Raw genomic sequence first — 22,203 nt, forward strand, 5'->3', positions numbered from 1 at the left:
ACGGTTCGGCTTAAGCGGCAGAGCGTTTCAGACGGCCTTTTATCTGCGCGGCGGCCTGATGCAGGGCGGTGCGGTGTTTGAAATACAGAAGCACCAATACCGCCAGCCACAGCAGGGCGAAAAAGTAGTAGTTGCGGCTGTTGCCCAAGTAGGTGTAGGCCAAGCATACGGCGAGGCACAGTGCCGTGCCGCCGTAAATTTTGGCGCGCGGCAGCGGCAGCCACAGGCGTATCGACGCTTCCGACTTCAACACCGAAAACACCCAAAACGATACGGCGGTCGCCATTGCCGCACCCCGCGCACCGAGCAGGGGAACGAGCCAGTAGAGTAGGCTCAGGTTGCACAGCAGGGCAACGAGCGAAAACACGGTAATCAGCCACGTTTTCTTGCTCACGTTGATGCCGATGCCCGTTACTTCGGTAAGCGTGTAGAGCAGCGGAAACAGCATGCTCGACAGCAGGATAAACTGCACCGGTGCGTATTTTTCCGGCAGTATCCAGGTGACCATCGGCGAGCAGATGCCTACGATGCAGATCAAAGCGGCAATCAGATCGGTCATGGATTCGGTGATGCCGCCGATTTTATCCAAATGGATATTTTCTTTGACCCATTTAAATACCATCGGTGCCCAAATAACCGAAAAAATATTCTGAAAGATTAAAGCAATTGCTCCAAAACTGACGGCCATCGAGTAAACCCCCAGCTCCGACAAGCCGCCTAACGACTTGAGCAGAAAGCGGTCTATCGAAGTAAAACCCCAATACGCCAACCCGCCCAAAGCCAGCGGCACGCCGTAATGCAGGCTTTCTTTCAGCAGCGGTGCGGAAAACGGCGCACGGGCGGCAGCGGCCAATTCGCCGCGTGTTTGGGCGGCCAGCACGCCTACGGTAAGCACTTGCGCCGCCACATAAGCCGCCACCAGCGTGAAAGTGTCTTTAGGCAAGCCCGCCGCCACATATACCAATACCAACAGCAAAATCAGCACTTTGGGTGTGAGCTGGCTGAACGAAAAGGCAAACGAGCGTTCTTTCATCCGCAAAATCAACGCGAAATAGCGCGACAGCAACGATGCGCCGAAAAAAAGCAGGCACAACAGCCCCAAGGTGCTGCTGTTGATGTCGAACACTTTTTCAGACGGCCACGATAACCGCCACAAGCCGATGGCGGCGGCAAACAATGCGGTGAGTGCAACCGGCAGCGCAATCACGGCTTTAAACAACGCCGCTTTGTTTTCGGCCGCATGGTATTCGCGGATATAAGATTGATCCAAGCCCAAGCCCATCAGCGTGAGCGTGAGTGCCGACACGGTTTGCAGCAGCACGATGCGGCCGATGTCTTCGGCGGGGAAATACCATGAAATCAGCGGCAGCGAAATGATGCCGATGGCGGCACTGCCCAGCGGGCCGAGTGCGTAACCTAAAAGTTTTTTTATGTTCATACGAATATGTTTTCAGACGGCCTCCCACACAGCGGAGAGGCCGTCTGAAAAGAAAAACAGTCAAAGGGTGGCTTTGAGTGCGTCTGCCACCTGCCGCACTTGCTTGTGCGTCATATACGGGTGCATCGGCAGGCTCATCACTTCCTGCGCCACCAAGTCGCCCACCGGCAGCACGGCATCGCTGGCGACGGCTGGCTGTTTGTTCAGCGGAATCGGGTAATGCACGGCGGTGGGAATGCCCGCTTCTTTCAAGGCCGTCTGAACGGCATCGCGGTTTTTCACGCGGATGGTGTATTGGGCATACGCGCTGCGGTTGTGCGCTTCGATAAACGGCACGGCAATGCCCGTATCTTGCAGGGCTTCGGCATACATGGCGGCAACTTGCTGGCGCAACTGCATTTCTTCTTCAAAAATCGCCAGCTTGGGCAGCAGGATGGCGGCTTGCAGCGTGTCTAAACGGCTGTTTACGCCCACGCGGATATGATGATAGCGGCGGTCTTGGCCGTGGCGGGCAATCTGTCGGATAACGGTGGCCAGCGTTTCATCGTTGGTGAAAACCGCTCCGCCGTCGCCGTAGCAGCCCAGAGGTTTGCTGGGGAAAAAGCTGGTGCAGGCGATGGTGGTTAAGTTGCCCGATTTTCTGCCTTTGTAGGTGGCACCGAAACTTTGGGCGGCATCTTCAATCACCGGCAGCTTGTGTTTGGCGGCGATGGCGTTAATGGCGTCGTAATCGGCGCATTGGCCGTAGAGCGATACGGGAATGACGGCTTTGGTTTTGTCGGTGATGGCCGCTTCGATTTGGGCGGGGTCGATATTGTAGGTTTTCTCGTCGATATCGACATATACGGGTTTGGCACCGAGCAGGGCCACGGTTTCGGCGGTGGCGATGTAGGTAAAGCCGGGGGTAATCACTTCGTCGCCTGCGCCCACGCCCAATGCCATCAGCGCGATTTGCAGCGCGTCAGTACCGTTGGCAACGCTGATACAGTATTGTGCACCGCAGTAGGCGGCGAGTTTTTCTTCCAATTCGGCGACTTCGGGGCCGAGGATGTATGCGCCGTGTGCCAGCACTTTTTGGATGTTGGCGTCGATTTGGTCTTTGATGCGGGCTTGTTGGGCGGCGAGGTCGATAAATTGCATGAGGGTTTCCTTAATATTATTCTGATTTGCTTAAGAGGCCGTCTGAAAGCGTGTACACCGCTCCGGTGTGCGAACAAACGGCGCGACCGTTGCCTTGCAGCGGCAGGTTAAGCTGTTCGCCGTATTCGCTCATCCAACCGATTTGGCGGGCGGGCACGCCGACCATCAGGGCGTAGTCGGGCACGTCTTTGTTCACCACCGCGCCTGCGCCGATAAAGGCGAAACGGCCGATGGTAATGCCGCACACGATGGTGCAGTTTGCGCCCAAAGTCGCGCCTTTTTTAACCAGCGTGTCGCGGTATTCGCTTTTGCGCTCGATCAGCGAACGCGGGTTGTACACATTGGTAAACACCATGCTGGGGCCGCAGAATACGCCTTCTTCGAGATGCACGTTGTCGTACACGGATACGTTGTTTTGGATTTTGCAGTTGTCGCCGATGGTTACGCGGTTGCCCACAAAAACATTTTGCCCGAACGAGCAGTTTTTGCCGATAACGGCTCCGCCGCAGATATGCACGAAATGCCAGATGCGGCTGCCCGCGCCGATTTGTGCGCCGTCGTCAACGATGGCGGATGGGTGTACGGTGTAGTCGGTCATTTCAATAATTCCTCCAAAGCGGCTTCGCCCTGTATTTGTGCGGTCGTCCATTTGCCGCCGTAGATGTGCAGCACATTGCCCACACGCTCGAACGCCCATTCGCGGGAGGCATCGCTGGGATTGGCGGCACTTTTCAACAAAGGGCGCACGCCGGAAAAGCTGCCGCTGATGTCTTCTGCCGTGAGCGTTTCGCTGTGATAGGCATTGTAGGCGGCCAGCAGATAATCGGTTTCTTCTTCAGACGGCCTCTCCGCTTCGGGGTGGTCTTGGCGGACTTCGGTGGTGCCGATTAAGGTTTTGCCCTGATAAGGCAGCACGAAGAAAATCCGTTTTCCCTGCGGAATCGGCAGCATCAAAGCCTGCGTGCATTCGCGGTCGGTAAAGATATGGCTGCCGCGCACCCAATCGATAGTATAGGCGGGAGAGCCGCCTTGTTGTGCGCGCAGTTCCATCGCCCACGGGCCGGTGGCGTTGACGATGCGGTCGAAACCGGCGAGGCTGTCGAAAGTTTCGATTTTGCGGTGTTCGACCACTTCCACGCCCAAGTCACGGCATTGGCCGACCACCCATTGCCCCAGTTCGAAATCGTCCATTTGGGCATCGTAAAAGGAAAACGCACCCTTGAGGCCGTCTGAAAGCAGGGCGGGGCAGCGGTTCAGCACTTCCGTTTTATTCAGCCACGAACTGCGGGGAAAGCCGCTGCCAGCAGCAAGAAAATCGTAGAGTTTGGTGCCGATGCCGATTTGCCATTTCGGGCGGAGCGTGCCTGCGTAAATCGGGAACAGCAGCTCCAACGGCCTGCACAGGTGCGGAGCCTGTTCCAGCCAAAAGCGGCGGGCGTGCAGGGCTTTTTTAACCAGCGCAAACTGGCCGGTTTCGAGATAGCGCAACCCGCCGTGCAGCAGCTTGGAAGACGATCGGCTGGTGTGGGCCATGGCGGTATGCTGTTCGAACAGTACCACGCTGTGTCCGCGCCGTGCCGCAGCCCAAGCGGTACACGCTCCGACTATGCCTGCGCCTGCTACTGCAATCTTCATTTCAGACGGCCTTTATCAGTAAACCAAAGGCAGCGATACGGTTTTGTTGTCGCGGGCGGAGAGATAGGCGGCAATCAGCAGCTCCAGCGATTTCAATCCTTCGCGGCCGTCGGTAATCGGTTCGGCTTCGCCGCGCATCACGTCGATCACATTGCGGTAATAGAGCGGATGGCCGAAACCGTAAACCGAGGTGGTTTCGTAGTTGGCGGTTTTCACTTGCTGGTCGTAATCGCGCGAATCGGCAAAGTTCCATTCCTGAATTTCGTTCACCGCCATGCCGCCGATGCGCACCGTGCCGGTTTCGCCCAAAATGGTAATCGAGCCTTCGAGGTTTTTCGGGTAAGTGCACATGGTTACGGCCATCGAGCCGAGTGCGCCGTTCCGCCAGCGGATGTTCATCACGCCGGTGTCTTCGGCTTCGATGTCGCGGTGGGTGGAAATCATCGCCTGCACGTCTTGCACCGGGCCGATGAGCCATTCCATCAAATCGACATAATGGCTGGCCTGATTCATAAACGCACCGCCGTCCAGCTCCCAAGTGCCGCGCCAACCGCCGCCTTGGTCGTAGTAAGACTGCGGGCGCGTCCAAAATACATTCAAATGCACCATGCAGATTTTGCCGAAGCGTTTTTCGGTTACGGCGCGTTTGAGCATCTGCAAAGTGGCGTTCAAGCGGTTTTGTTTCACTACAAACAGGCGTTTGCCGGCTTTGTCGGCCGCTTTGACCATGCGCTCGCCGTCGTGGAGACGGGTGGCCATCGGTTTTTCGGTAACCACATGAAAACCCGCTTCAAAAGCCTGCACGGCTTGGTCGGGATGCAGGCCGGAGGGCGTGGTGAGCACGATAATGTCGGCATCGGTGCCGGCAAGCATTTCGGTATAGGAAGCATAGCCTTGCGCTCCGGTGCGTTTTACCGCCGCTTCCAGTGCCGCCGGGTTGCTGTCGCACACCGCCACCACTTCGCAATCGTCGCTTAACGCTTCAAAAGAACCGAAGTGGTTGTTGGAAATACGGCCGCAACCTACTAACGCAAATTTGATTTTGCGCCCTTTGATGGTTTCAAACATTTTCAGACGGCCCCGCTTATGCTTTAACGATGTTGCTGAATTTGCCTTGGAATTTTCCGCGGGTGTCGATAATCAGCTTGGCGTGCTGCTTGAGCAGGTCGTAATCGAATTTGTCGTGGTCGGTGGTCAGCACCACGCAGTCGAAACGGGCGATGTTTTCGGCGGTAAACGGTTCGCTCTTCAAATCGAATTTATGTTCGCGCATTTTCGGGAATACCGGCACATGCGGGTCGGTGTAGGCCACTTCCGCGCCTAAGTCGCGCAACAGTTCCATCACTTCCACCGAGGGGCTTTCGCGCATATCGTCCACGTTTTTCTTGTAGGCGATGCCCAAAACCAGCACCTTGCTGCCTTTGATGGAGCGGTTGTGGTCGTTTAAGGCCAGCATGGTTTTGTTAACCACATATTCGGGCATAGAAGAATTGACTTCGCCGGCCAGTTCGATAAAGCGGGTGTTCACGCCGTATTCGCGGGCTTTCCAAGTGAGATAGAACGGATCGATGGGAATGCAGTGGCCGCCCAAGCCCGGGCCGGGGTAATAGGCAACGAAGCCGAACGGTTTGGTGGCGGCGGCATCAATCACTTCGTGGATGTCGATGTCCATTTTGTCCGCTACGATTTTCATTTCGTTAACCAAACCGATGTTCACGGCGCGGTGGATGTTTTCCAGCAGTTTCGTTAATTCGGCCGCTTTGGTGGAGCTGACCGGCACCACTTTGTCGATGGCGGGTTGGTAAAGTGCAATACCCACTTCCAAACAGGCGGGCGTGTGGCCGCCGATCACTTTCGGAATGGTGCGGGTTTCAAAATCGGGGTTGCCCGGGTCTTCGCGTTCCGGCGAATACACCAAGAATACGTTTTCGCCCACTTTCAGGCCGCCTTCTTCCATGCGCGGCAGCAGTTCTTCTTCGGTGGTGCCGGGATAAGTGGTAGATTCCAAAGACAATACCTGACCGGCACGCAAATAGGGTTTCACCGCATCGGTGGTGTCTATAACAAAGCTCATGTCCGGTTCGCGGTATTTGTTGAGCGGGGTCGGCACGCACAGAATCACGGCATCGGCCTCTCCGATACGCGAAAAATCAGTGGTAGCCTCAAACAGATTTTGGCTTGCCGCCGCAATTTTATCGGAGGGAATATGCTCGATATAGCTTTGCCCTTTATTGAGTTTTTCTACTTTTTCGGCATCAATATCGAAGCCCAGCACATGAAAGCCGATGTCGACATAACGCAACATCAGCGGCAGGCCGACATAGCCTAAACCCACGATACCGATTTTGGCAGTTTTATCGGCGAATTTCTGAATGGCGGTATTTTTCATGGAATATTCTCTGTTTAGTATAGATAGCAATGACAATTATGATTGATGTATAGCCCGTCAACCTAAGTTGTGCGGCAAGCTCCGCTCTACCGCAGCGTTAACAGAATCGGTTCTGTATAGGCTCCGGTGTTTGCCGGTATGCGTTGCCGGACGGTAAAGCCTGTTTTTGCATGTCAGGCGGAAAAATATTTAAAGCCATAAATATTGTTTATTGAGACTAAATTAAATTTAATCGGTTTCACGCCGCGTTTTAACGGTATCCCAAGTTTACATAACACCAACAAACGCACATACGCCGATTGGCAACAATTAAAAAGCAGATAAAAATAATCTCCCGCCTATATAAAGTCGGGCGGGAGAATAATGAAGAAATAAATACTTGAATAAAATAGTGATAAATATGCTTAAAAACGGGCAGCAATCAATATGCGCCTGTCTTTTTATCGTTTGGGATAATCGGCCGAAAAAACACGAACACATATTCGGTTTACAAAAATTTTCATGCAGATGGTAAGCTTGTGCCGTATGAATTTATATTTTAAATTATTTACAATAATATAGGTTACTTTTTCAAAGTAATTTTTATATCGCTGCCGATATTTTCGGTTTGAATGATTTTCCACGCGCTTTCTTCATTGAGCACTCGGGCATGCTCTTTCAATTCAAACAGGCCGCGTGCCGAATTGCCTAATATCTTAGGTGCTTGATACAGCACGATTTCATCTGCCAAATCTGCTTCTAAAAAAGCACCGGCCAGCGTTGCGCCTGCTTCCACCATCACCTCGCCGTAGCCTTGTTGCGCCAATAATGTCAATAGATGATTCAGGTCGATGCGGCCGTTTTGTTCAGACGGCCTCAGTATTTGCACATGTGGGTGGTTTGTGTATTTTTGTAATAAAGTTTCATCTTTGGATAAGGTAGCAATCAGAGTGGGGCTGCCGGCATCTTGTATCACTCGGCTGTCGAGAGGTGTTTGCAGGCGGCTGTCGAGTATGACGCGGGCAGGTTGGCGCAAAGTGGGAAAGTTACGCACATTGAGCAATGGGTTGTCGGCCAATACCGTGCCGATGCCGCTCATCACCGCACAGCTTTCGGCACGCAATATCTGAACGTCGGCACGGGCTTCTTTACCGGTAATCCATTGGCTGCAGCCGTCTGAAAGCGCCGTTTTGCCGTCTAGGCTGGCAGCGCACTTCAAGCGTACAAACGGGCGGCCGCGTTCGATGCGCGAAAGAAAGCCGCGGTTCAATTCGCGGGCTTCGTGTTCAAGCAGACCGCTTTGGGTGCGGATGCCTGCCGCTTCCAGCATCGCCAAGCCTTTGCCCGCCACCAGAGGGTTGGGATCGGTCATGGCAGCCACCACGCGCGATACGCCCGATTCGATCAATGCTTTGGCACAAGGCGGTGTGCGCCCGTAATGGCTGCACGGTTCCAGCGTAACATAAGCCGTTGCCCCCTGAGCCATGGCGCCGGCCTGCCTTAAGGCATGTACTTCGGCATGAGGTTCTCCGGCACGGACGTGAAAACCCTGCCCGACAATTTGGCTGCCGCGGGCAATGACACAGCCTACGCGGGGATTGGGCGATGTTGAAAAACGCCCTTGCCGTGCGAGGGCGAGGGCGTTTTGCATCATGTGTATATCGTTTGCGTCAAACATTTTCAGACGGCCTTAAGCGTGAATATCCACAAAATCTTTTATTTAACCAAGTTCACTTCTTTCAGCACCGCGGCCAACGCTTCGGCCGAAGCGGTGGGGCTGCTGGCGCAAACATTGTAGAGATTGTTTTCGTAAATAGAAATGCAGCTTTCACGCAGCAGATTGCCTTGGTTGTCGTTTTGGGCAAAACGGTAGTTCATGCGTGTGTCGGTGGCGGCACCGGCCTGAACTTCGGTTAAACCTTGTGTGGATTCCAAAGCCGTTTTCAAGTTGGCAAAATAGGTTTTGGCATCGGTTTTGGGTGCGCCCAAATTAACCACATATAAAGTAATGTCGCTGTTGCTGTCGCGCTGGAGCAGCGTCAGTTCTTCTGCGGTAATGCCTTCGGGTAAGGCGTTTTTGTCTTGTAAAACATTCTCAAAGCTGCTGCCCTGAATCACGATGCTCACTTTGCCGTCTGTGCCGGTCAGTGTTTGTATTTGTTTTTCTGCGGAAGTGGCGGAAGCAGCGGTTGAAGAGGCAGGAACCGAAGTTTCAACTTGTTGGCTGCATGCGGCCAAGCCGATGGAAGCCATGACAGCCAAAGTAAAAACAGATAGTTTCATTGATCAAATTCCGTATGTGTTAGCAAAAAAATGGCATTAAGTATATCAAATTTAAGCGGTTTGAGGGTAATCCGCACAGGTTGGTATCGAAAAATAAGCCCGACCGTCGAAATGGTGCCGGAGTATTCACAACAACTTATAGCAAATAAACTTATTTTTGATATAAGGCAGCAAGCCGCACACGGTATGGATAATGCGAAAACGGTTCTGTTGCCGCTTTAGCGGCTTACACAATCGTTCTCTTTAAGCTAAGGCGCAGTAACGCCGGAGCAGAAATAAAGTTTATTTGCTGTAAACGGTTGGTTATGTACCTTCTTTGGGCAGAGTGGCAATGGCTTGGGTAAATTCCGATACATCATTAAAACTTTTATATACCGAAGCGAAACGCACATAAGCCACTTGGTCGATTTTGGCCAGCTCTTCCATCGCCATTTCCCCGACCAGTTGGGAAGACACTTCTTTATGTCCGAGGCTGTACAAACGCTGTTCTATCAAAGCCACGGTATCGTCGATGGTTTCCGGATCAATCGGACGTTTGTGCAAAGCCCGTTCCAAGCTGGTACGCAGTTTGTGCGGGTTAAACGGCACGCGTGCGCCCGTGCTTTTGATAATCTGCGGCATCCGCATTTCTACGGTTTCAAATGTACTGAAACGCTGGCCGCAAGAAAGGCAGCGTCGGCGTCGGCGGATACTGTTGGTTTCCTCCAAAAGCCGAGAGTCGGTCACTTGGGTGTTGGGATGATGGCAGAAAGGGCATTTCATCTAGGCTAAAGGCATATTGTTTTTGGTGTAGGACGGTTCATTGTAACGTAAATAAAGGAATGCCGTATATAGACAAGTAAATTTGATGAAGTCGCGCTTTGCTTTGAAATCGGCGGGATTTCGGTATCACGAGATAAAATAAAACCCGTGTATGATTCATACACGGGTTTATGTGTTTGGGGTGGCTGATGGGGCTCGAACCCACGACAACCGGAATCACAATCCGGGGCTCTACCAACTGAGCTACAGCCACCGCAATGAAAAACTTTTGGCACGCCCGACAGGAATCGAACCTGTAACCGCCCGCTTAGAAGGCGGGTGCTCTATCCGGTTGAGCTACGGGCGCGTTGCGGTTTCGCGCCTAATATATCGGGCTGCTCGCAGGGAAACTGGTCGGGGCGGTGGGATTCGAACTCACGACCCCCTGTTCCCAAAACAGGTGCGCTAACCAGACTGCGCTACGCCCCGACGAGAAAGTCGAACTATACCGATTGTGTTTGTTGCCGTCAAGCCCTGATGTCGGGTAATTTGGGTGGAAATGTCTATCTGTTTCATTTGTTTTGGAAAAAGAAACGAGATGCGGCGGTATGGTGTGCGGCTGAACCGGTGCGTTTGGGGCGGTTAGTTGTCTGCTGCGTGCCAGGGTTTTTGTGCGCCGGCGTGGAATGAGGGTTTTTCACCGCCCCACAGGGTGTCGATGTCGTAGAAATCGCGTACGGCGGGCAGCATGACGTGTACGACTAAATCGCCGGCATCGACGAGTGCCCATTCGCCGCTGTCTTGGCCTTCGCTGCCGATGATTTCGAATCCGGCTTCTTTGAGATCGACGGCTACGTTGTTGGCGAGTGCTTTGACTTGGCGGTTGCTGTCGCCGCTGGCGATGATCATGCGGGCGAACAGTGAGGTTTTTTCTTGGGTTTCGAGGACGGCGATGTCTTTGCCTTTGATGTCTTCGAGGGCGTTAACGGCGATATCGACCATTTTTTGCAGGTCTTGCAGTTCTTGTTCGTTCATATGGTTTCCTGTTTGGGGTGTTTCAGACAGCCTGGAAGGGGTGGGCCGTCTGAAACAGGTGAAAGTTTAGGGTGGTAGGTTAACGGTAAAGGTGGTTTCGGGCAATGTAATTTTCGACTTGGGGGTCGATTAGCCCGGTTACGGATTGGCCTGCGCGGATTTTGTGCCGGATTTCGGTGGAGCTGAGGTTGTACATGGGGGTTTGCAGCAGATGGAGGCTGCCGTTTTGCAGGGCGCTGCCTATCCAGCCGTGCAGTTCGCGGGGGGCTTGGGCGATGTTGTCGCCTTGTCGGGCGGCAACGGCGATGTGGGTGTGGCTGACGAGGGTTTGCCATTTTTTCCAAGTGTGGAGCTGGAGCAGGCTGTCGCTGCCGAGCAGCCACCATAATTGTGCGGAGGGGAATTGTTGGCGGAAAATCTGTACGGTGTCGAAGGTGTAGGTGGCGCCTTTGCGGATGATGTCGCAGTCGCTGACGGCAAAGCGCGGGTCGTGGCCTACGGCCAGCTCGGTCATGGCGAGGCGGTGTCGGGCGTCGGTGCGGGTGTGTTCTGTTTTGTGGTAGGGGTTGCCTGCGGGAAGGAATACGACCATATCCAATGCGAGTTCGTCGGCAAAGGCGCGGGCGATATGCAGGTGGCCGTTGTGGATGGGGTCGAAGGTGCCGCCGAAAAGTCCTATTTTTTTCATGTGTAAGGCCGTCTGAAAGGTTAGGGTGCGATGGGGCATTCGTCTTTGCCGTTCACAATCACGGTGAGTTTGCCGGTGGTGGGGTGGATAACCATGCCGTGCACGGCTACGTTTTCGGGCATCAGGGGGTGGCGGCGGATGATGCCGACGGTGTGGCGCACGCTTTCTTCTACGTTGTCGAAGCCGGTGAGCCAGTTATCGAGGTCGATGCCGGCGTTGCGCAGGGTGGTGATGCGGTCGTCGGGAATGCCGTTGGCGCGTGCGCTTTTGAGAAAGCTGTCGGGATGCAGGCCGCGCATGCCGCAATCGTGGTGGGCGATGACCATGATTTCTTTTACTTTTAATTCGAACACGGCAACCAGCAGGCTGCGCATCACGGATCCCCACGGGTGGGTAACGAGTGCACCGGCGTTTTTAATGAGCTTGGCATCGCCGTTTTTCAGCCCCATGGCGCGGGGCAGCAGTTCGACCATACGGGCGTCCATGCACGATAGGATGGCGATTTGCCGTTCGGGGAATCTGTTGGTGAAAAATTGGGCGTATTCGCCGGATTCTACAAATTCTTGATTGAAGCTCAAGATGGTGTCTAATTCGCTCATGTCTGCTGTGGTTTTTGGGTTTGCGTGGCGGTTATTATAGCGGTTTCGTGCGGCGAAGTGGCAAACAGGCCGTCTGAAAGCAAACCGGGCGGGCTTGGTTTTCAGACGGCCTGTCGTGTTGGTTTAATCTTCCGAATCTTCAAATTTGCGTTCGGTTTTGTGAACGTGGTCGAAGTCGGTTAGTGCGTCGTTAACGGTTTGTTCGATCGGGTTGATGCCGGATTGTTCGCGTACGATGGCTTTTTGGCGTTCGCTTAAGGGCGGGTTGACGGCGAGGGCGTCTTCTTCGCGTTTGCGTTCGGCCTCTTCGAATGATTCGTAGGGTTGCGGTTTGATTTTGTCGTTTTGAGTCATTGTGTGCCTCCTGATGATGGTATGTGCCGAGCCATTTCCAGTGCTGTGCCGACTGCCACGAGCAGGCTGCCCGAATCGGCCTTGCCTGTGCCGGCAAGATCGAGGGCGGTGCCGTGATCGACCGAGGTGCGGATAAACGGCAGCCCTAATGTGATGTTGACGCCTTCTCCGAAGCCGGCATATTTCAGCACGGGCAATCCTTGATCGTGATACATGGCGAGCACGGCGTCGGCGTTTTTCAGCATAAAGGGTTGGAATAAGGTATCGGCGGGGAAAGGGCCGCGCACGTTTAAGCCTTGCTGTTGCAGTTTTTCGAGCGCGGGGATAATGGTGTCGATCTCTTCACGCCCCAAGTGTCCGCCTTCGCCTGCGTGGGGGTTTAAACCAGCTACGAGGATGCGGGGGGAGGGCAGGCCGAATTTGGTTTGGAGATCGCGGTGCAGAATATGCAGCACCGATTCGAGCAGCGGGCGGGTGATTTCGGCGGCAACGTCTTTCAGCGGCAGGTGGGTGGTGGCGAGGGCAACGCGCAGCCCGCCACCGGCGAGCATCATGACGACTTGCGGGGTGTGGCTCTTTTCGGCCAGATATTCGGTGTGGCCGCTGAACGGTACGCCGGCATCGTTGATCACGCCTTTGTGCAGCGGTGCGGTAACCATGCCGGCAAACGTGCCGTCGCAGATGCCGTTGTAGGCGGTGTCGAGCAGTTCCAGTACATAGGCGGCGTTGGCGGTGTTCAGACGGCCTGTTTCGCACGGGGAGCGCAGGGGAATGTGCCAAACATCGAGCGTGCCGCGTTCGGGCGGAACGCCTTTTTGGTAGTCGCGCAGGTTGATGTGTTTGCCGAGCTGCCGGGCGCGTTGCTGCAACAGGTGTTTGTCGCCCAGTATGACGCAATGGCAGGGCATATCGGCTGCGGCTAAGTCTAAGCAGATGTCGGGGCCGATGCCTGCGGGTTCGCCGCTGGTTACGGCCAATACGGGAAGGGTCATGTAATGCTCCGGGTCGTTGCGGCACAAGCTGCCGATGGATCGGGTGTGTTGTGACATACTATTAAACAGGGTTATGTTTTTTACTGCAACCGCGATTCGGCGCTTGCCGTAGGTTGAAACCTTTGAAAACCTTGTTTGCGGCTTTGTATTAAAAATTAAGTGGATTGAGACCTTTGCAAAACCCCCATCTGCGGCGCATTTCTGCGTTGTGCGCTGCTCGCTCGTTTGCCTATCTGTATGATATGTCTGCACTCGCTGTGCTGCTACGCCTTGAACTGCATCCACATCTGAGGGTTTTGCAAAGGTCTCGGATTGGCTATTTTGCTATAAACCGTGAGCTTTGCAAAAACATGAGGCCGTCTGAAACCTTGAATTCAGACGGCCTTGATAATCGGGCGTTGCCGTGCGCAGCGGGGTTACACCACAATCGCGCCGAGCGAGTCGGTGGGTTTGAATGCCGCCAAAATGCCTTCGATAATGCCGACGACGGTGGGGATGAATGTCCAACTGAACAGAAAATAAAGTATGCCCATCCACACGCGGCCGGCACAGAATTTGTGTACGCCGAACGTGCCGAACAACAAGGCCATGGCTACATACAGGGCTTTGTTGCAGGTGTGCGGATAAGAAGCGGCGTATGAAACAGGTACGTTCATTGAGTTTTCCTTTTTATTGTTGGCAGGTTACGGCGTTTAAATGGTGCGAACCGGCTTAAATTAAAGACGTGTTTGGTAAAAACAGGCAAACGTTGAGGCCGTCTGAAAGAGTGTGTTCAGACGGCCCGAGACCTTTGCAAAACCCCATCTGCGGCGCATTTCTGCGTTGTGCGCTGCTCGCTCGTTTGCCTATCTATATGATATGTCTGAACCCGCTGTGCTGCTACGCCTTGAACTGCATCCACATCTGAGGGTTTTGCAAAGGTCTCGGCCCCGACGTTTCGGCGGATCAGGCCGGGCGGCGGGTATCGGCCAGCCATTTCGATAAGCCGTGCCCCTCGTCGAGCAGGCCGTAGCGCGAAAACGCATCCAGCGTGGCAAGCATGGCATCGTTCATCATCAGGCCGTCGCACATGGCGGCAGTCAGCTCCGTAGGGTTCATGAGTGTGAACTCGGCCACTTCGCCGTCTTGGTTTTCGGGGCGGATTTCAGACGGCAGCACCACGTCGAAAATATGCAGCAGCTCGTTGTGCAGGCCGCGGGCTACGGGACGCACGCTCAGGCGTTGGTTTTGGCAAGCCAGATTGTGCAGCAGCGACATATCCAAACCGGCTTCTTCGCCGCCCTCGCGCATCATGGCTTCGCGCACGCTCTCGCCGCTGGCGATACCGCCGCCGACGAGGTTGTCGAGCTTGTTGGGGTCAACCGCTTTATACGGGCTGCGGCGGCCTATCCAAAACATCCATTCGCCGTTGTGCAGGGTTAAACCGTTGATGTGTACGGCGTGGCTCATCAGCCCCAGCGGGCGGAAAGCCGCGCGTTCCAAAGCAAACAGCGGCTTGCCTGCGGCATCTTCCACATCGAATTTTTCGTTGCGCCAGCCGCCTAAGAAACCCAGCCTGCTCCAGCCTTGCGCCATGTGTTGCAGGCTGTCGCCCATAGCCAGCCAGTTTTCGGTGTGCAGGTAGAGGCCGTCGGCGCGGTTTTCGCTGCGTTCCGGCCAGTCTTGCCGCACACGCTCTAACCAAGTTTCGTTCAGACGGCCCAGTTCCAAGCCGTTGAGCCACAAAGCGTGCCATGTGCCGCTTTGGGGGCTGAAATGGGTTTGCAGGCGGTCGAGCAGGCGGTTGTGTTCGGCTTCGCTCAAGCGGCGGGTAAATCGGGGTAGGGCGGTCATATTGTTTTCCGGTGCGGGAGACGGGTCGATTATATCAGCACAATGGTTTGCGGATATCGATAGAGCATGCTGCGGAGGCAATGTGCTTGGGGTGTTGCACAACGAATGGCCAAGCCATCAGGTCGAGACCTTTGCAAAACCCCCATCTGCGGCGCATTTCTGCGTTGTGCGCTGCCCGCTCGTTTGCCTATCTGTATGATATGTCTGCACTCGCTGTGCTGCCACGCCTTGAACTGCATCCGCACCTGAGGGTTTTGCAAAGGTCTCAGGCCGTCTGAAAAGGCGTGCGGGCGGATGAATCCAAATTGCTTTACAATACAGGCTTTTTCAATTCAGCATTTTCCGCTTGCAATGAACGAACACATCTCCCAACCCGCTGTCGGCGACGACTACCTGCTGCTCGGCCAATACGCCGAACGCGCCTATCTCGAATACGCCATGAGCGTGGTTAAAGGCCGCGCCCTGCCCGAAGTTTCAGACGGCCAAAAGCCCGTGCAGCGGCGGATTCTCTACGCCATGCGCGACATGGGGCTGACGCACGGTGCCAAGCCGGTGAAATCCGCCCGCGTGGTGGGGGAGATTCTCGGTAAATACCATCCGCACGGCGATGCTTCGGCCTACGATGCCATGGTGCGGATGGCGCAGGACTTTACCCTGCGCTATCCCTTAATCGACGGCATCGGCAACTTCGGCTCGCGCGACGGCGACGGCGCGGCGGCCATGCGTTACACCGAAGCGCGGCTCACACCGATTGCCGAGCTGCTGCTTTCCGAAATCAATATGGGCACGGTGGATTTCGTGCCGAACTACGACGGCGCGTTTGAAGAGCCAGTGCATCTGCCCGCCCGCCTGCCGATGGTGCTGCTCAACGGCGCATCGGGCATTGCCGTCGGTTTGGCTACCGAAATCCCGTCGCACAACCTGACCGAAGTTACCCAAGCGGCCATCGCCCTCTTGAAAAAACCGTCGCTGGAAACCGCCGACCTGATGCAGTACATTCCCGCGCCCGATTTTGCCGGCGGCGGGCAAATCATCACTTCCGCCGCCGATTTGCAGCAGATTTACGAAACCGGCAAAGGCAGCGTGCGCGTGCGGGCGCGTTACGAAATCGAAAAACTGGCGCGCGGGCAATGGCGCATCATCGTAACCGAGCTGCCGCCCAACACCAGCGCGCAGAAAATCCTCGCCGAAATCGAAGAGCAAACCAATCCCAAGCCCAAGTCCGGCAAGAAAAACCTCACGCAAGACCAGCAAAATACCAAAGCGCTGATGTTGTCGCTGTTGGAAAAAGTGCGCGACGAAAGCGACGGCGAATCGCCCGTGCGTTTGGTGTTCGAGCCGAAATCCAGCCGTATCGAACCGGAAAACTTCATCAACACGCTGATGGCGCAAACCGGTTTGGAAGGCAATGTGCCGATGAACTTGGTGATGATGGGCTTGGACAACCGCCCCGCCCAGAAAAACCTCAAAACCATTTTGCAGGAATGGCTGGATTTCCGCGTCATCACCGTAACACGCCGTCTGAAATTCCGTCTTGCCCAAGTGGAAAAACGCATCCACATTCTCGACGGGCGCATGATCGCCTTTTTGCATATCGACGAAGTGATTAAGGTTATCCGCGAATCCGACGAACCCAAGCCCGACCTGATGGCAGCGTTCGGACTCACCGAAATCCAAGCCGAAGACATTCTCGAAATCCGCCTGCGCCAACTTGCCCGCTTGGAAGGCTTCAAGCTCGAAAAAGAATTGAACGAACTGCGCGAAGAAGAAGGTCGTCTGAAAATATTGTTGGGCGACGAAAACGAAAAGCGCAAATTGATTGTCAAAGAAATGCAGGCCGACATGAAGCAGTTCGGCGACGAACGCCGCACTTTGGTCGAAGAAGCCAGCCGCGCCACCCTCACGCAAACCACTGCCGACGAGCCGGTTACATTGATATTGTCGAACAAAGGCTGGATACGCAGCCGCGCCGGCCACAACATCGATTTAAGCCAAACCACCTTCAAAGAAGGCGACGGGCTGAAACAAGTGATCGAAGGCCGTACCGTGTGGCCGGTGGTGGTGCTCGATTCGCACGGCCGCACCTACACGCTCGATGCGGCGGAAATCCCCGGAGGCCGCGGCGACGGCGTTCCCGTAGCTTCGCTGATCGAACTGCAAAACGGAGCTGAAGTCGTCGCCATGATGACCGGCCTGCCCGAACAGCATTATTTATTGAGCAACAGCGGCGGCTACGGTTTTATCGCCAAACTCGGCGATATGGTCAGCCGCATCAAGGCAGGCAAAGTGGTGATGACGCTCAAAGCCGGAGAGCGAACCCTGCCTCCGGTGAGCATCTATGCCGTGTCGCTTATCAACCCCGAGTGCAAAGTGCTGCTGGCCACCGACGAACCGCGCCTGCTGGCGTTTACCATCGGCGAATTGGAAGTAATGGCCAAAGGCCGCGGCCTGCAATTAATCAGCCTTTCAGACGGCATCAGGCTCGAACATGTCGCCGTTACCTCGTCGCCCGAATTTATCGTAGAAAGCACCGGCAAACGCGGCGCAACCCACAAAGAACGCCTGCGGATTCAAGATATAAACAACAAACGTGGCAGAAAAGGCAAAGTTTTAGAGATTTCAGGCCGTCTGAAAAGATTATCCGGCGCAGATTCGGTATAATCACATGAAGTTTGAATATACAGAAGGAACTATATTGAGCGGGAGTACCGTTGCGTTGGCGGGTTGTGCCGCCAAACGTTAGCATGCGGGGGTTATCGGTAAAACCAAACATACCGCCGCTATGCTTTTGGCGACACGCCCTACAATAACGGTAATCAATCGGTTGCCTTCTGCGGTCGGTCAACTCTCAGGTGACTGCGGCCTTGCCGCTTCGCATTCGAGTTGTTCGACCTTGCCCATACCAACCTGCCCAAAACAAAAACATCTAAGGCCCGACATTACATGAGTGTAAACAGATTATTCGTTAAACAGGATTGGGAAACACTCAACGAACGCATCCCCGGCTTGATCAACATCGCCCGGATTGCCATTGTGCTTTCCCTATTGGTCTTTCACCTGTTCAGCTTTTCCTCCGGCGGCGAAACGGCCAAAACCATGTTTCCCACCGTTGAGTTTTACAGTTGGATCACCGTTTACGGCCTGTTAATCCTGTTAACGATTTTCAAACCCGACTGGCAGCTCCAAACGCTCGAGCTGCCCAATGCCAGTGCCGTCGTTGATATTACGATGGTGATGGTGCTTACCTATATTACCGGCGGCATAGAATCCGGCTTCGGCATTCTCGTGCTGCCCTTCATCGCCACCTCCTGCCTGCTCAGCCACGGCCGTTATCCCATGCTTTATGCCGGTTATGCGCTGATGCTGATTTTGCTGAACATGTTTTTTGCAGGGCAAATTCAGTTTCACCCGCTGGAATGGGACGGCCGCATATTCGTATCCGGCGCGCTTTTGGCGGGTGCGTGTTTCCTTGTGGCCGCATTAACGGCCTTCTCGGCAACCTATCTGCAGGCCGCCACCGAATCGGCTACCAAACACCAATTGGCCTACCGCCGCGTGAGCGGTTTGAACAAAGTGGTGCTCAACCGTGTGCAGGAAGCCGTGATCGTGATTGATGCCGCGCAGCGCGTTTGGCTGTTTAACCGCCAAGCCAAAACCTATTTCCCCGGCTTGGAAGTGGACAAGCAGGAAACCGTGTTCGGCGAATTGGTGGCACGCTGGCAATACCAGCCCGATAAAAACTTTGAAACCGACATCCATATTTTCCAGCACTCCATGCATGTGCGTGCCGTGCCGGTGATTCAGGAAAAAACCGAGCTGCTGATGCTGTTTGTGCGCTCGCTGCGTGAAGTGGCGGCAGAAGCACTGGCAACCAAGCTGGCCTCTTTAGGCCAGCTTACCGCCAATCTCGCTCACGAAATCCGCAATCCCATGTCGGCCATCCGCCACGCCAGCGACCTGTTGCAGGACGAAGACGGCAACGACCCGACCAAAGCCAAACTGCACAATATTATCGACACCAACATCCAGCGCATCGACAAAATGCTGGAAGATGTTTCTTTGATCAACAAGCGCGACAGCCTCAGCCGCGAGCCGATTAATCTGATGAAGTTTTGGTTGGAGTTCAAACAGGAATTTACGCTCAATAACCCCGATTCGGTCGGCTGTATCCGCATGAATATGGACGGCAGCAATTTAAGCGTTTTGGTTGACCCCATGCACCTCCAGCAAATTATGTGGAACCTGTGCAACAATGCTTGGCGGCACAGTCGCAAAGACAACCACGCCATCACCGTGCTGATGAAACCGAGCGGCCGCATGCATATTTCCATCGTGGTTGCCGACAACGGCACCGGCGTTCCTCCCGATGTGCGCAACCATTTGTTCGAACCTTTCTATACCACCGAAAAACAGGGTACGGGTTTGGGTCTGTATGTGGCCCGCGAATTGGCGCATGCCAATATGGGTCAGCTGCACTACCACCCTGAAATGAACGGTTTCGAACTGATTTTACCGAGAGAAAGCAATGAGCAACCATAACCTGCAAGATCCCGTATTGGTGGTGGATGACGAAGCCGATATCCGCGACCTGATGGAAATGACCCTGATGAAAATGGGTTTGCGCGTTCAGACGGCCGTGGGCGTAGAAGATGCCAAAGACAAGCTCGACAACAACGATTATTCGCTCGTGTTAACCGATATGCGTATGCCCGACGGCTCGGGTTTGGAAGTGGTTCAATACATCAACGAGCTGGCATTGGATACCCCCGTGGCCGTGATTACGGCTTTCGGCAATGCCGATCAGGCAGTTGAAGCCTTGCGGGCAGGTGCGTTTGATTACCTGCAAAAGCCGATTACCCTCTCGCAGCTGCGCTCTTTGGTTAAATCGGCGGTTAAAGTCAGCGAGCCGACGGAAGGTTTACGCGCTGCCGTGCAGCCGGAGCCGCCCCGTTCCGAACCCGTTGCCCGCCCCGCTCCGACACCGCCCGCAGCGGCCAAACCTATGCCGATGCCCGCGCGAACCGCTCCGATGCCTTTTACCGCTTATACGCCGCCGCGCAAAAATACCGGTTCGGCCCTTACCCGTTCGGCGGGCGTGCCGGAAGGATTGCGTTCTTTGAAAGAGCGTTTTGCCAGCGGAGAATTAACTGCCCGCATTCTGCCCGATTCAGGCAAAGAGTTGGGCGGCGAATCCGATATGCCGCGCTTGCTCGGCATGTCGCCGCAAATGATTGAAGTGCGCCACCTTATCCGCCGCTTGGCCAAAAGCGGCGTGCCCGTTTATATCGCGGGCGAATCGGGTACGGGTAAAGAGCAGGCCGCCCGCACGATACACGAATTGTCCGACCGTGCCGACAAGCCTTTTATTGCCGTCAACTGCGGCGCGATTCCTGAAAACCTGATGGAAAGCGAATTTTTCGGTTATAAAAAAGGCAGCTTTACCGGTGCCGACAGCGACCGTTTGGGTTTTTTCCAACATGCCGACGGCGGGACGCTGTTTCTCGACGAAGTGGCCGATCTGCCACTGCCCATGCAAGTAAAACTGCTGCGCGCGATTCAGGAAAAAGCCGTGCGCCGCATCGGCGATGCGCGGGAAACTTATGTTGATGTACGCATCATCTGCGCAACGCATAAAAACCTCGAACATTTGGTCGAGGTTGGAGCTTTCCGCCAAGACTTATATTACCGGCTTAACGTGGTTTCGCTCAGCATGCCGCCGTTGCGCGAAATGCGTGAAGATTTGGGCGGGCTGATTATGCATTTGCTGCACAAACACCGCAGCGGCAGCGAAAACTACAAACTCAGCCCCAAAGCGCAAGACGCTTTGCTGCAATACAGCTATCCGGGCAACTTCCGCGAATTGGAAAACATTTTGGAGCGGGCGGTTGCCTTAACCGTGGGGCAGGTTATCCAGCTTGACGATCTGCAAATCCATACCGGCACCACACCGCAGTTTCAGGCCGGAAAGCTCGAACACCAGCATCTCCACAGCCCGGCGGAAGAGATTTCAGACGGCCTGCAACTGAGCGGCGGCTTGCCCGATTTTGTGCCCGGCAAAATGCAGATACAGGATTATCTCGACCAAATCGAGCGCGAAATCATCGAGCAGGCTTTGAAGCAGACGCGCTACAACCGCACGCAGGCCGCCAAGCTTTTGGGTATCAGCTTCCGTTCGATGCGCTACCGTATGGAACGCTTGGATATCCATTGATTTTTTCAGACGGCCTGAGCGTTTCCCGCCTGATTGTTAAAGTAATGATGTTCAACCGTTTAAGCCACAGGCCGTCTGAAACCATGACCTACGTTTATCTCAGCGACACCGCCACCGACACCGCCCGCGAACTAATCAGCCGTTTTCATCTGCCCGTATGCGGCCGACTTCCCGACCAAGGCGAATATCTGCTGGCCGATTCAGACGGCCTTTCTTTGTGCCGCGCCGGAGAAAAGGGCAGGGTGCGTGTTGATTTTGAAGGCGGAACCGCACAATACCGCCGAACCAAAGGCGGCGGAGAATTGATCGGCAAAGCGGTTAACCACACCGCAAAGCCTACCGTTTGGGACGGCACGGGCGGTTTGGGGCGCGATGCTTTCGTGCTGGCGTCGCTCGGTTTGCAAGTGAATGTGTTTGAACAAAATCACGCCGTTGCCTGCCTGCTTTCAGACGGCCTCCTGCGTGCTTTGCAGTCTGCCGACGAAGAAGTGGCCCGAATTGCCGCCCGCATTTCCCTGCATGTCGGCGATACTTGCGCCTTGCTGCCCCGTTTGGCCAACGAACAAGGCCGCCCCGATGTGGTTTATCTCGACCCGATGTATCCCGAAAGCCGCAAATCGGCCTCGGTGAAAAAAGAAATGGCTTATTTTCACGGCTTGGTGGGCGAAGCGCAAAACGAAGCCGAGCTGCTCGCCGCCGCCCGCCGCGTTGCCAAAAAGCGCGTAGTCGTCAAACGCCCGCGCTTGGGAGAATATTTAAACGGCGAAAAGCCTGCCTATCAATACACGGGCAAAAGCACCCGTTTCGATGTTTATCTGCCTTTCGGTTAGGTTGTCGGTGAAGGCTGACCTAACCTTGTGATTTGCGGTTTGCAAAACCGCATTTT

Annotated in this window: 22 protein-coding genes, 3 tRNA genes and 1 pseudogene; 7 read left to right on the forward strand and 19 right to left on the reverse strand. The window is 54.8% G+C overall.

Translation table 11 applies throughout. The annotated features are described in order from the left end of the window. Positions 1 to 10 precede the first annotated feature (10 nt). The 17 genes from AKG43_RS03130 to pdxA form a co-directional block, all read right to left on the reverse strand. Entirely contained in the window at positions 11 to 1,438 is a 1,428-nt protein-coding gene (locus AKG43_RS03130) for a lipopolysaccharide biosynthesis protein (RefSeq protein ID WP_054599123.1), read from the reverse strand. A gap of 60 nt (positions 1,439 to 1,498) precedes the next feature. Continuing rightward, positions 1,499 to 2,578: a DegT/DnrJ/EryC1/StrS aminotransferase family protein gene (locus AKG43_RS03135; RefSeq protein WP_054599124.1), complete on the reverse strand. Its 1,080-nt coding sequence runs from the start codon at positions 2,576 to 2,578 to the stop codon at positions 1,499 to 1,501. 16 nt (positions 2,579 to 2,594) lie between these two features. Then, positions 2,595 to 3,176, reverse strand: a complete 582-nt coding sequence (locus AKG43_RS03140) for an acyltransferase (protein WP_054599125.1) — start codon at positions 3,174 to 3,176, stop codon at positions 2,595 to 2,597. After that, a complete protein-coding gene (locus tag AKG43_RS03145; RefSeq protein WP_054599126.1) occupies positions 3,173 to 4,213 on the reverse strand; it encodes a glycerol-3-phosphate dehydrogenase/oxidase in 1,041 nt (346 codons plus the stop codon). The genes AKG43_RS03140 and AKG43_RS03145 overlap by 4 nt, the downstream gene beginning before the upstream one ends. Before the next feature lie 15 nt (positions 4,214 to 4,228). Beyond that, on the reverse strand, positions 4,229 to 5,281 hold the full coding sequence (locus AKG43_RS03150; RefSeq protein WP_054599127.1) for a Gfo/Idh/MocA family protein: 1,053 nt from the start codon (positions 5,279 to 5,281) through the stop codon (positions 4,229 to 4,231). 16 nt (positions 5,282 to 5,297) lie between these two features. Next, the gene (locus AKG43_RS03155; RefSeq protein ID WP_054599128.1) at positions 5,298 to 6,602 is read right to left on the reverse strand and encodes a nucleotide sugar dehydrogenase; all 1,305 of its coding nucleotides are present in this window, start codon (positions 6,600 to 6,602) and stop codon (positions 5,298 to 5,300) included. A gap of 562 nt (positions 6,603 to 7,164) precedes the next feature. Further along, on the reverse strand, positions 7,165 to 8,259 hold the full coding sequence (gene ribD, locus AKG43_RS03160) for a bifunctional diaminohydroxyphosphoribosylaminopyrimidine deaminase/5-amino-6-(5-phosphoribosylamino)uracil reductase RibD (protein WP_054599129.1): 1,095 nt from the start codon (positions 8,257 to 8,259) through the stop codon (positions 7,165 to 7,167). Between the two features lie 38 nt (positions 8,260 to 8,297). Beyond that, complete coding sequence (locus AKG43_RS03165) at positions 8,298 to 8,864, reverse strand: hypothetical protein (protein WP_054599130.1); 567 nt, start codon at positions 8,862 to 8,864, stop codon at positions 8,298 to 8,300. Positions 8,865 to 9,167: 303 nt separating this feature from the next. Beyond that, the gene (nrdR, locus tag AKG43_RS03170; RefSeq protein WP_054599131.1) at positions 9,168 to 9,626 is read right to left on the reverse strand and encodes a transcriptional regulator NrdR; all 459 of its coding nucleotides are present in this window, start codon (positions 9,624 to 9,626) and stop codon (positions 9,168 to 9,170) included. Positions 9,627 to 9,803: 177 nt separating this feature from the next. Continuing rightward, a tRNA-His gene (locus AKG43_RS03175) sits at positions 9,804 to 9,879 on the reverse strand. 16 nt (positions 9,880 to 9,895) lie between these two features. Next, positions 9,896 to 9,972: transfer RNA gene (locus tag AKG43_RS03180), tRNA-Arg, on the reverse strand. Positions 9,973 to 10,016: 44 nt separating this feature from the next. Next, positions 10,017 to 10,094: transfer RNA gene (locus AKG43_RS03185), tRNA-Pro, on the reverse strand. Between the two features lie 153 nt (positions 10,095 to 10,247). Then, the gene (gene rsfS / locus AKG43_RS03190) at positions 10,248 to 10,640 is read right to left on the reverse strand and encodes a ribosome silencing factor (protein WP_054599132.1); all 393 of its coding nucleotides are present in this window, start codon (positions 10,638 to 10,640) and stop codon (positions 10,248 to 10,250) included. A gap of 79 nt (positions 10,641 to 10,719) precedes the next feature. Further along, positions 10,720 to 11,328, reverse strand: a complete 609-nt coding sequence (nadD, locus tag AKG43_RS03195) for a nicotinate-nucleotide adenylyltransferase (protein WP_054599133.1) — start codon at positions 11,326 to 11,328, stop codon at positions 10,720 to 10,722. A gap of 20 nt (positions 11,329 to 11,348) precedes the next feature. Continuing rightward, entirely contained in the window at positions 11,349 to 11,927 is a 579-nt protein-coding gene (locus AKG43_RS03200; protein WP_054599134.1) for a carbonic anhydrase, read from the reverse strand. Positions 11,928 to 12,050: 123 nt separating this feature from the next. Further along, positions 12,051 to 12,281 carry a hypothetical protein gene (locus AKG43_RS03205; protein ID WP_054599135.1) on the reverse strand — a complete coding sequence of 77 codons (231 nt, stop codon included), beginning with the start codon at positions 12,279 to 12,281 and terminating at the stop codon, positions 12,051 to 12,053. Continuing rightward, on the reverse strand, positions 12,278 to 13,273 hold the full coding sequence (gene pdxA, locus AKG43_RS03210; RefSeq protein ID WP_054599153.1) for a 4-hydroxythreonine-4-phosphate dehydrogenase PdxA: 996 nt from the start codon (positions 13,271 to 13,273) through the stop codon (positions 12,278 to 12,280). Before pdxA ends, AKG43_RS03205 begins: the two co-directional genes overlap by 4 nt. Before the next feature lie 173 nt (positions 13,274 to 13,446). On the opposite strand from pdxA, the pseudogene AKG43_RS13635 reads away from it, so the two are divergent. After that, a pseudogene (locus tag AKG43_RS13635) lies at positions 13,447 to 13,584 on the forward strand (lipoprotein signal peptidase); the annotation flags it as partial. Positions 13,585 to 13,689: 105 nt separating this feature from the next. Here AKG43_RS13635 and AKG43_RS03215 read toward each other — a convergent pair. Beyond that, positions 13,690 to 13,929 (reverse strand): TM2 domain-containing protein, encoded by a 240-nt coding sequence (locus AKG43_RS03215; protein WP_054599136.1) that lies wholly within the window; start codon positions 13,927 to 13,929, stop codon positions 13,690 to 13,692. A 112-nt stretch (positions 13,930 to 14,041) separates the two neighbouring features. Here AKG43_RS03215 and AKG43_RS13135 point away from each other — a divergent pair, with 112 nt between their 5' ends. Continuing rightward, positions 14,042 to 14,257, forward strand: coding sequence for a hypothetical protein (locus tag AKG43_RS13135; protein ID WP_082402956.1), 216 nt, complete (start codon positions 14,042 to 14,044; stop codon positions 14,255 to 14,257). On the opposite strand, the gene AKG43_RS03220 is transcribed toward AKG43_RS13135, so the two are convergent. Continuing rightward, entirely contained in the window at positions 14,219 to 15,106 is an 888-nt protein-coding gene (locus tag AKG43_RS03220) for an NUDIX hydrolase family protein (protein WP_054599137.1), read from the reverse strand. The genes AKG43_RS13135 and AKG43_RS03220 overlap by 39 nt on opposite strands. Before the next feature lie 131 nt (positions 15,107 to 15,237). On the opposite strand from AKG43_RS03220, the gene AKG43_RS13140 reads away from it, so the two are divergent. The 5 genes from AKG43_RS13140 (at position 15,238) to AKG43_RS03240 (ending at position 22,147) form a co-directional block, all read left to right on the forward strand. After that, entirely contained in the window at positions 15,238 to 15,384 is a 147-nt protein-coding gene (locus tag AKG43_RS13140) for a lipoprotein signal peptidase (RefSeq protein ID WP_082402957.1), read from the forward strand. A 73-nt stretch (positions 15,385 to 15,457) separates the two neighbouring features. Continuing rightward, a complete protein-coding gene (gene parC / locus AKG43_RS03225; RefSeq protein WP_054599138.1) occupies positions 15,458 to 17,767 on the forward strand; it encodes a DNA topoisomerase IV subunit A in 2,310 nt (769 codons plus the stop codon). Between the two features lie 282 nt (positions 17,768 to 18,049). Then, on the forward strand, positions 18,050 to 19,645 hold the full coding sequence (locus tag AKG43_RS03230; RefSeq protein ID WP_054599139.1) for a nitrogen regulation protein NR(II): 1,596 nt from the start codon (positions 18,050 to 18,052) through the stop codon (positions 19,643 to 19,645). Next, positions 19,632 to 21,317 (forward strand): sigma-54 dependent transcriptional regulator, encoded by a 1,686-nt coding sequence (locus tag AKG43_RS03235; protein WP_054599140.1) that lies wholly within the window; start codon positions 19,632 to 19,634, stop codon positions 21,315 to 21,317. The genes AKG43_RS03230 and AKG43_RS03235 overlap by 14 nt, the downstream gene beginning before the upstream one ends. 83 nt (positions 21,318 to 21,400) lie before the next feature. Further along, complete coding sequence (locus tag AKG43_RS03240; RefSeq protein WP_054599154.1) at positions 21,401 to 22,147, forward strand: class I SAM-dependent methyltransferase; 747 nt, start codon at positions 21,401 to 21,403, stop codon at positions 22,145 to 22,147. The last annotated feature ends 56 nt before the right edge of the window (positions 22,148 to 22,203 follow it).

This window comes from Neisseria sp. 74A18 (assembly GCF_001308005.1).
GTDB classification, from domain to species: Bacteria; Pseudomonadota; Gammaproteobacteria; order Burkholderiales; family Neisseriaceae; genus Neisseria; species Neisseria dumasiana.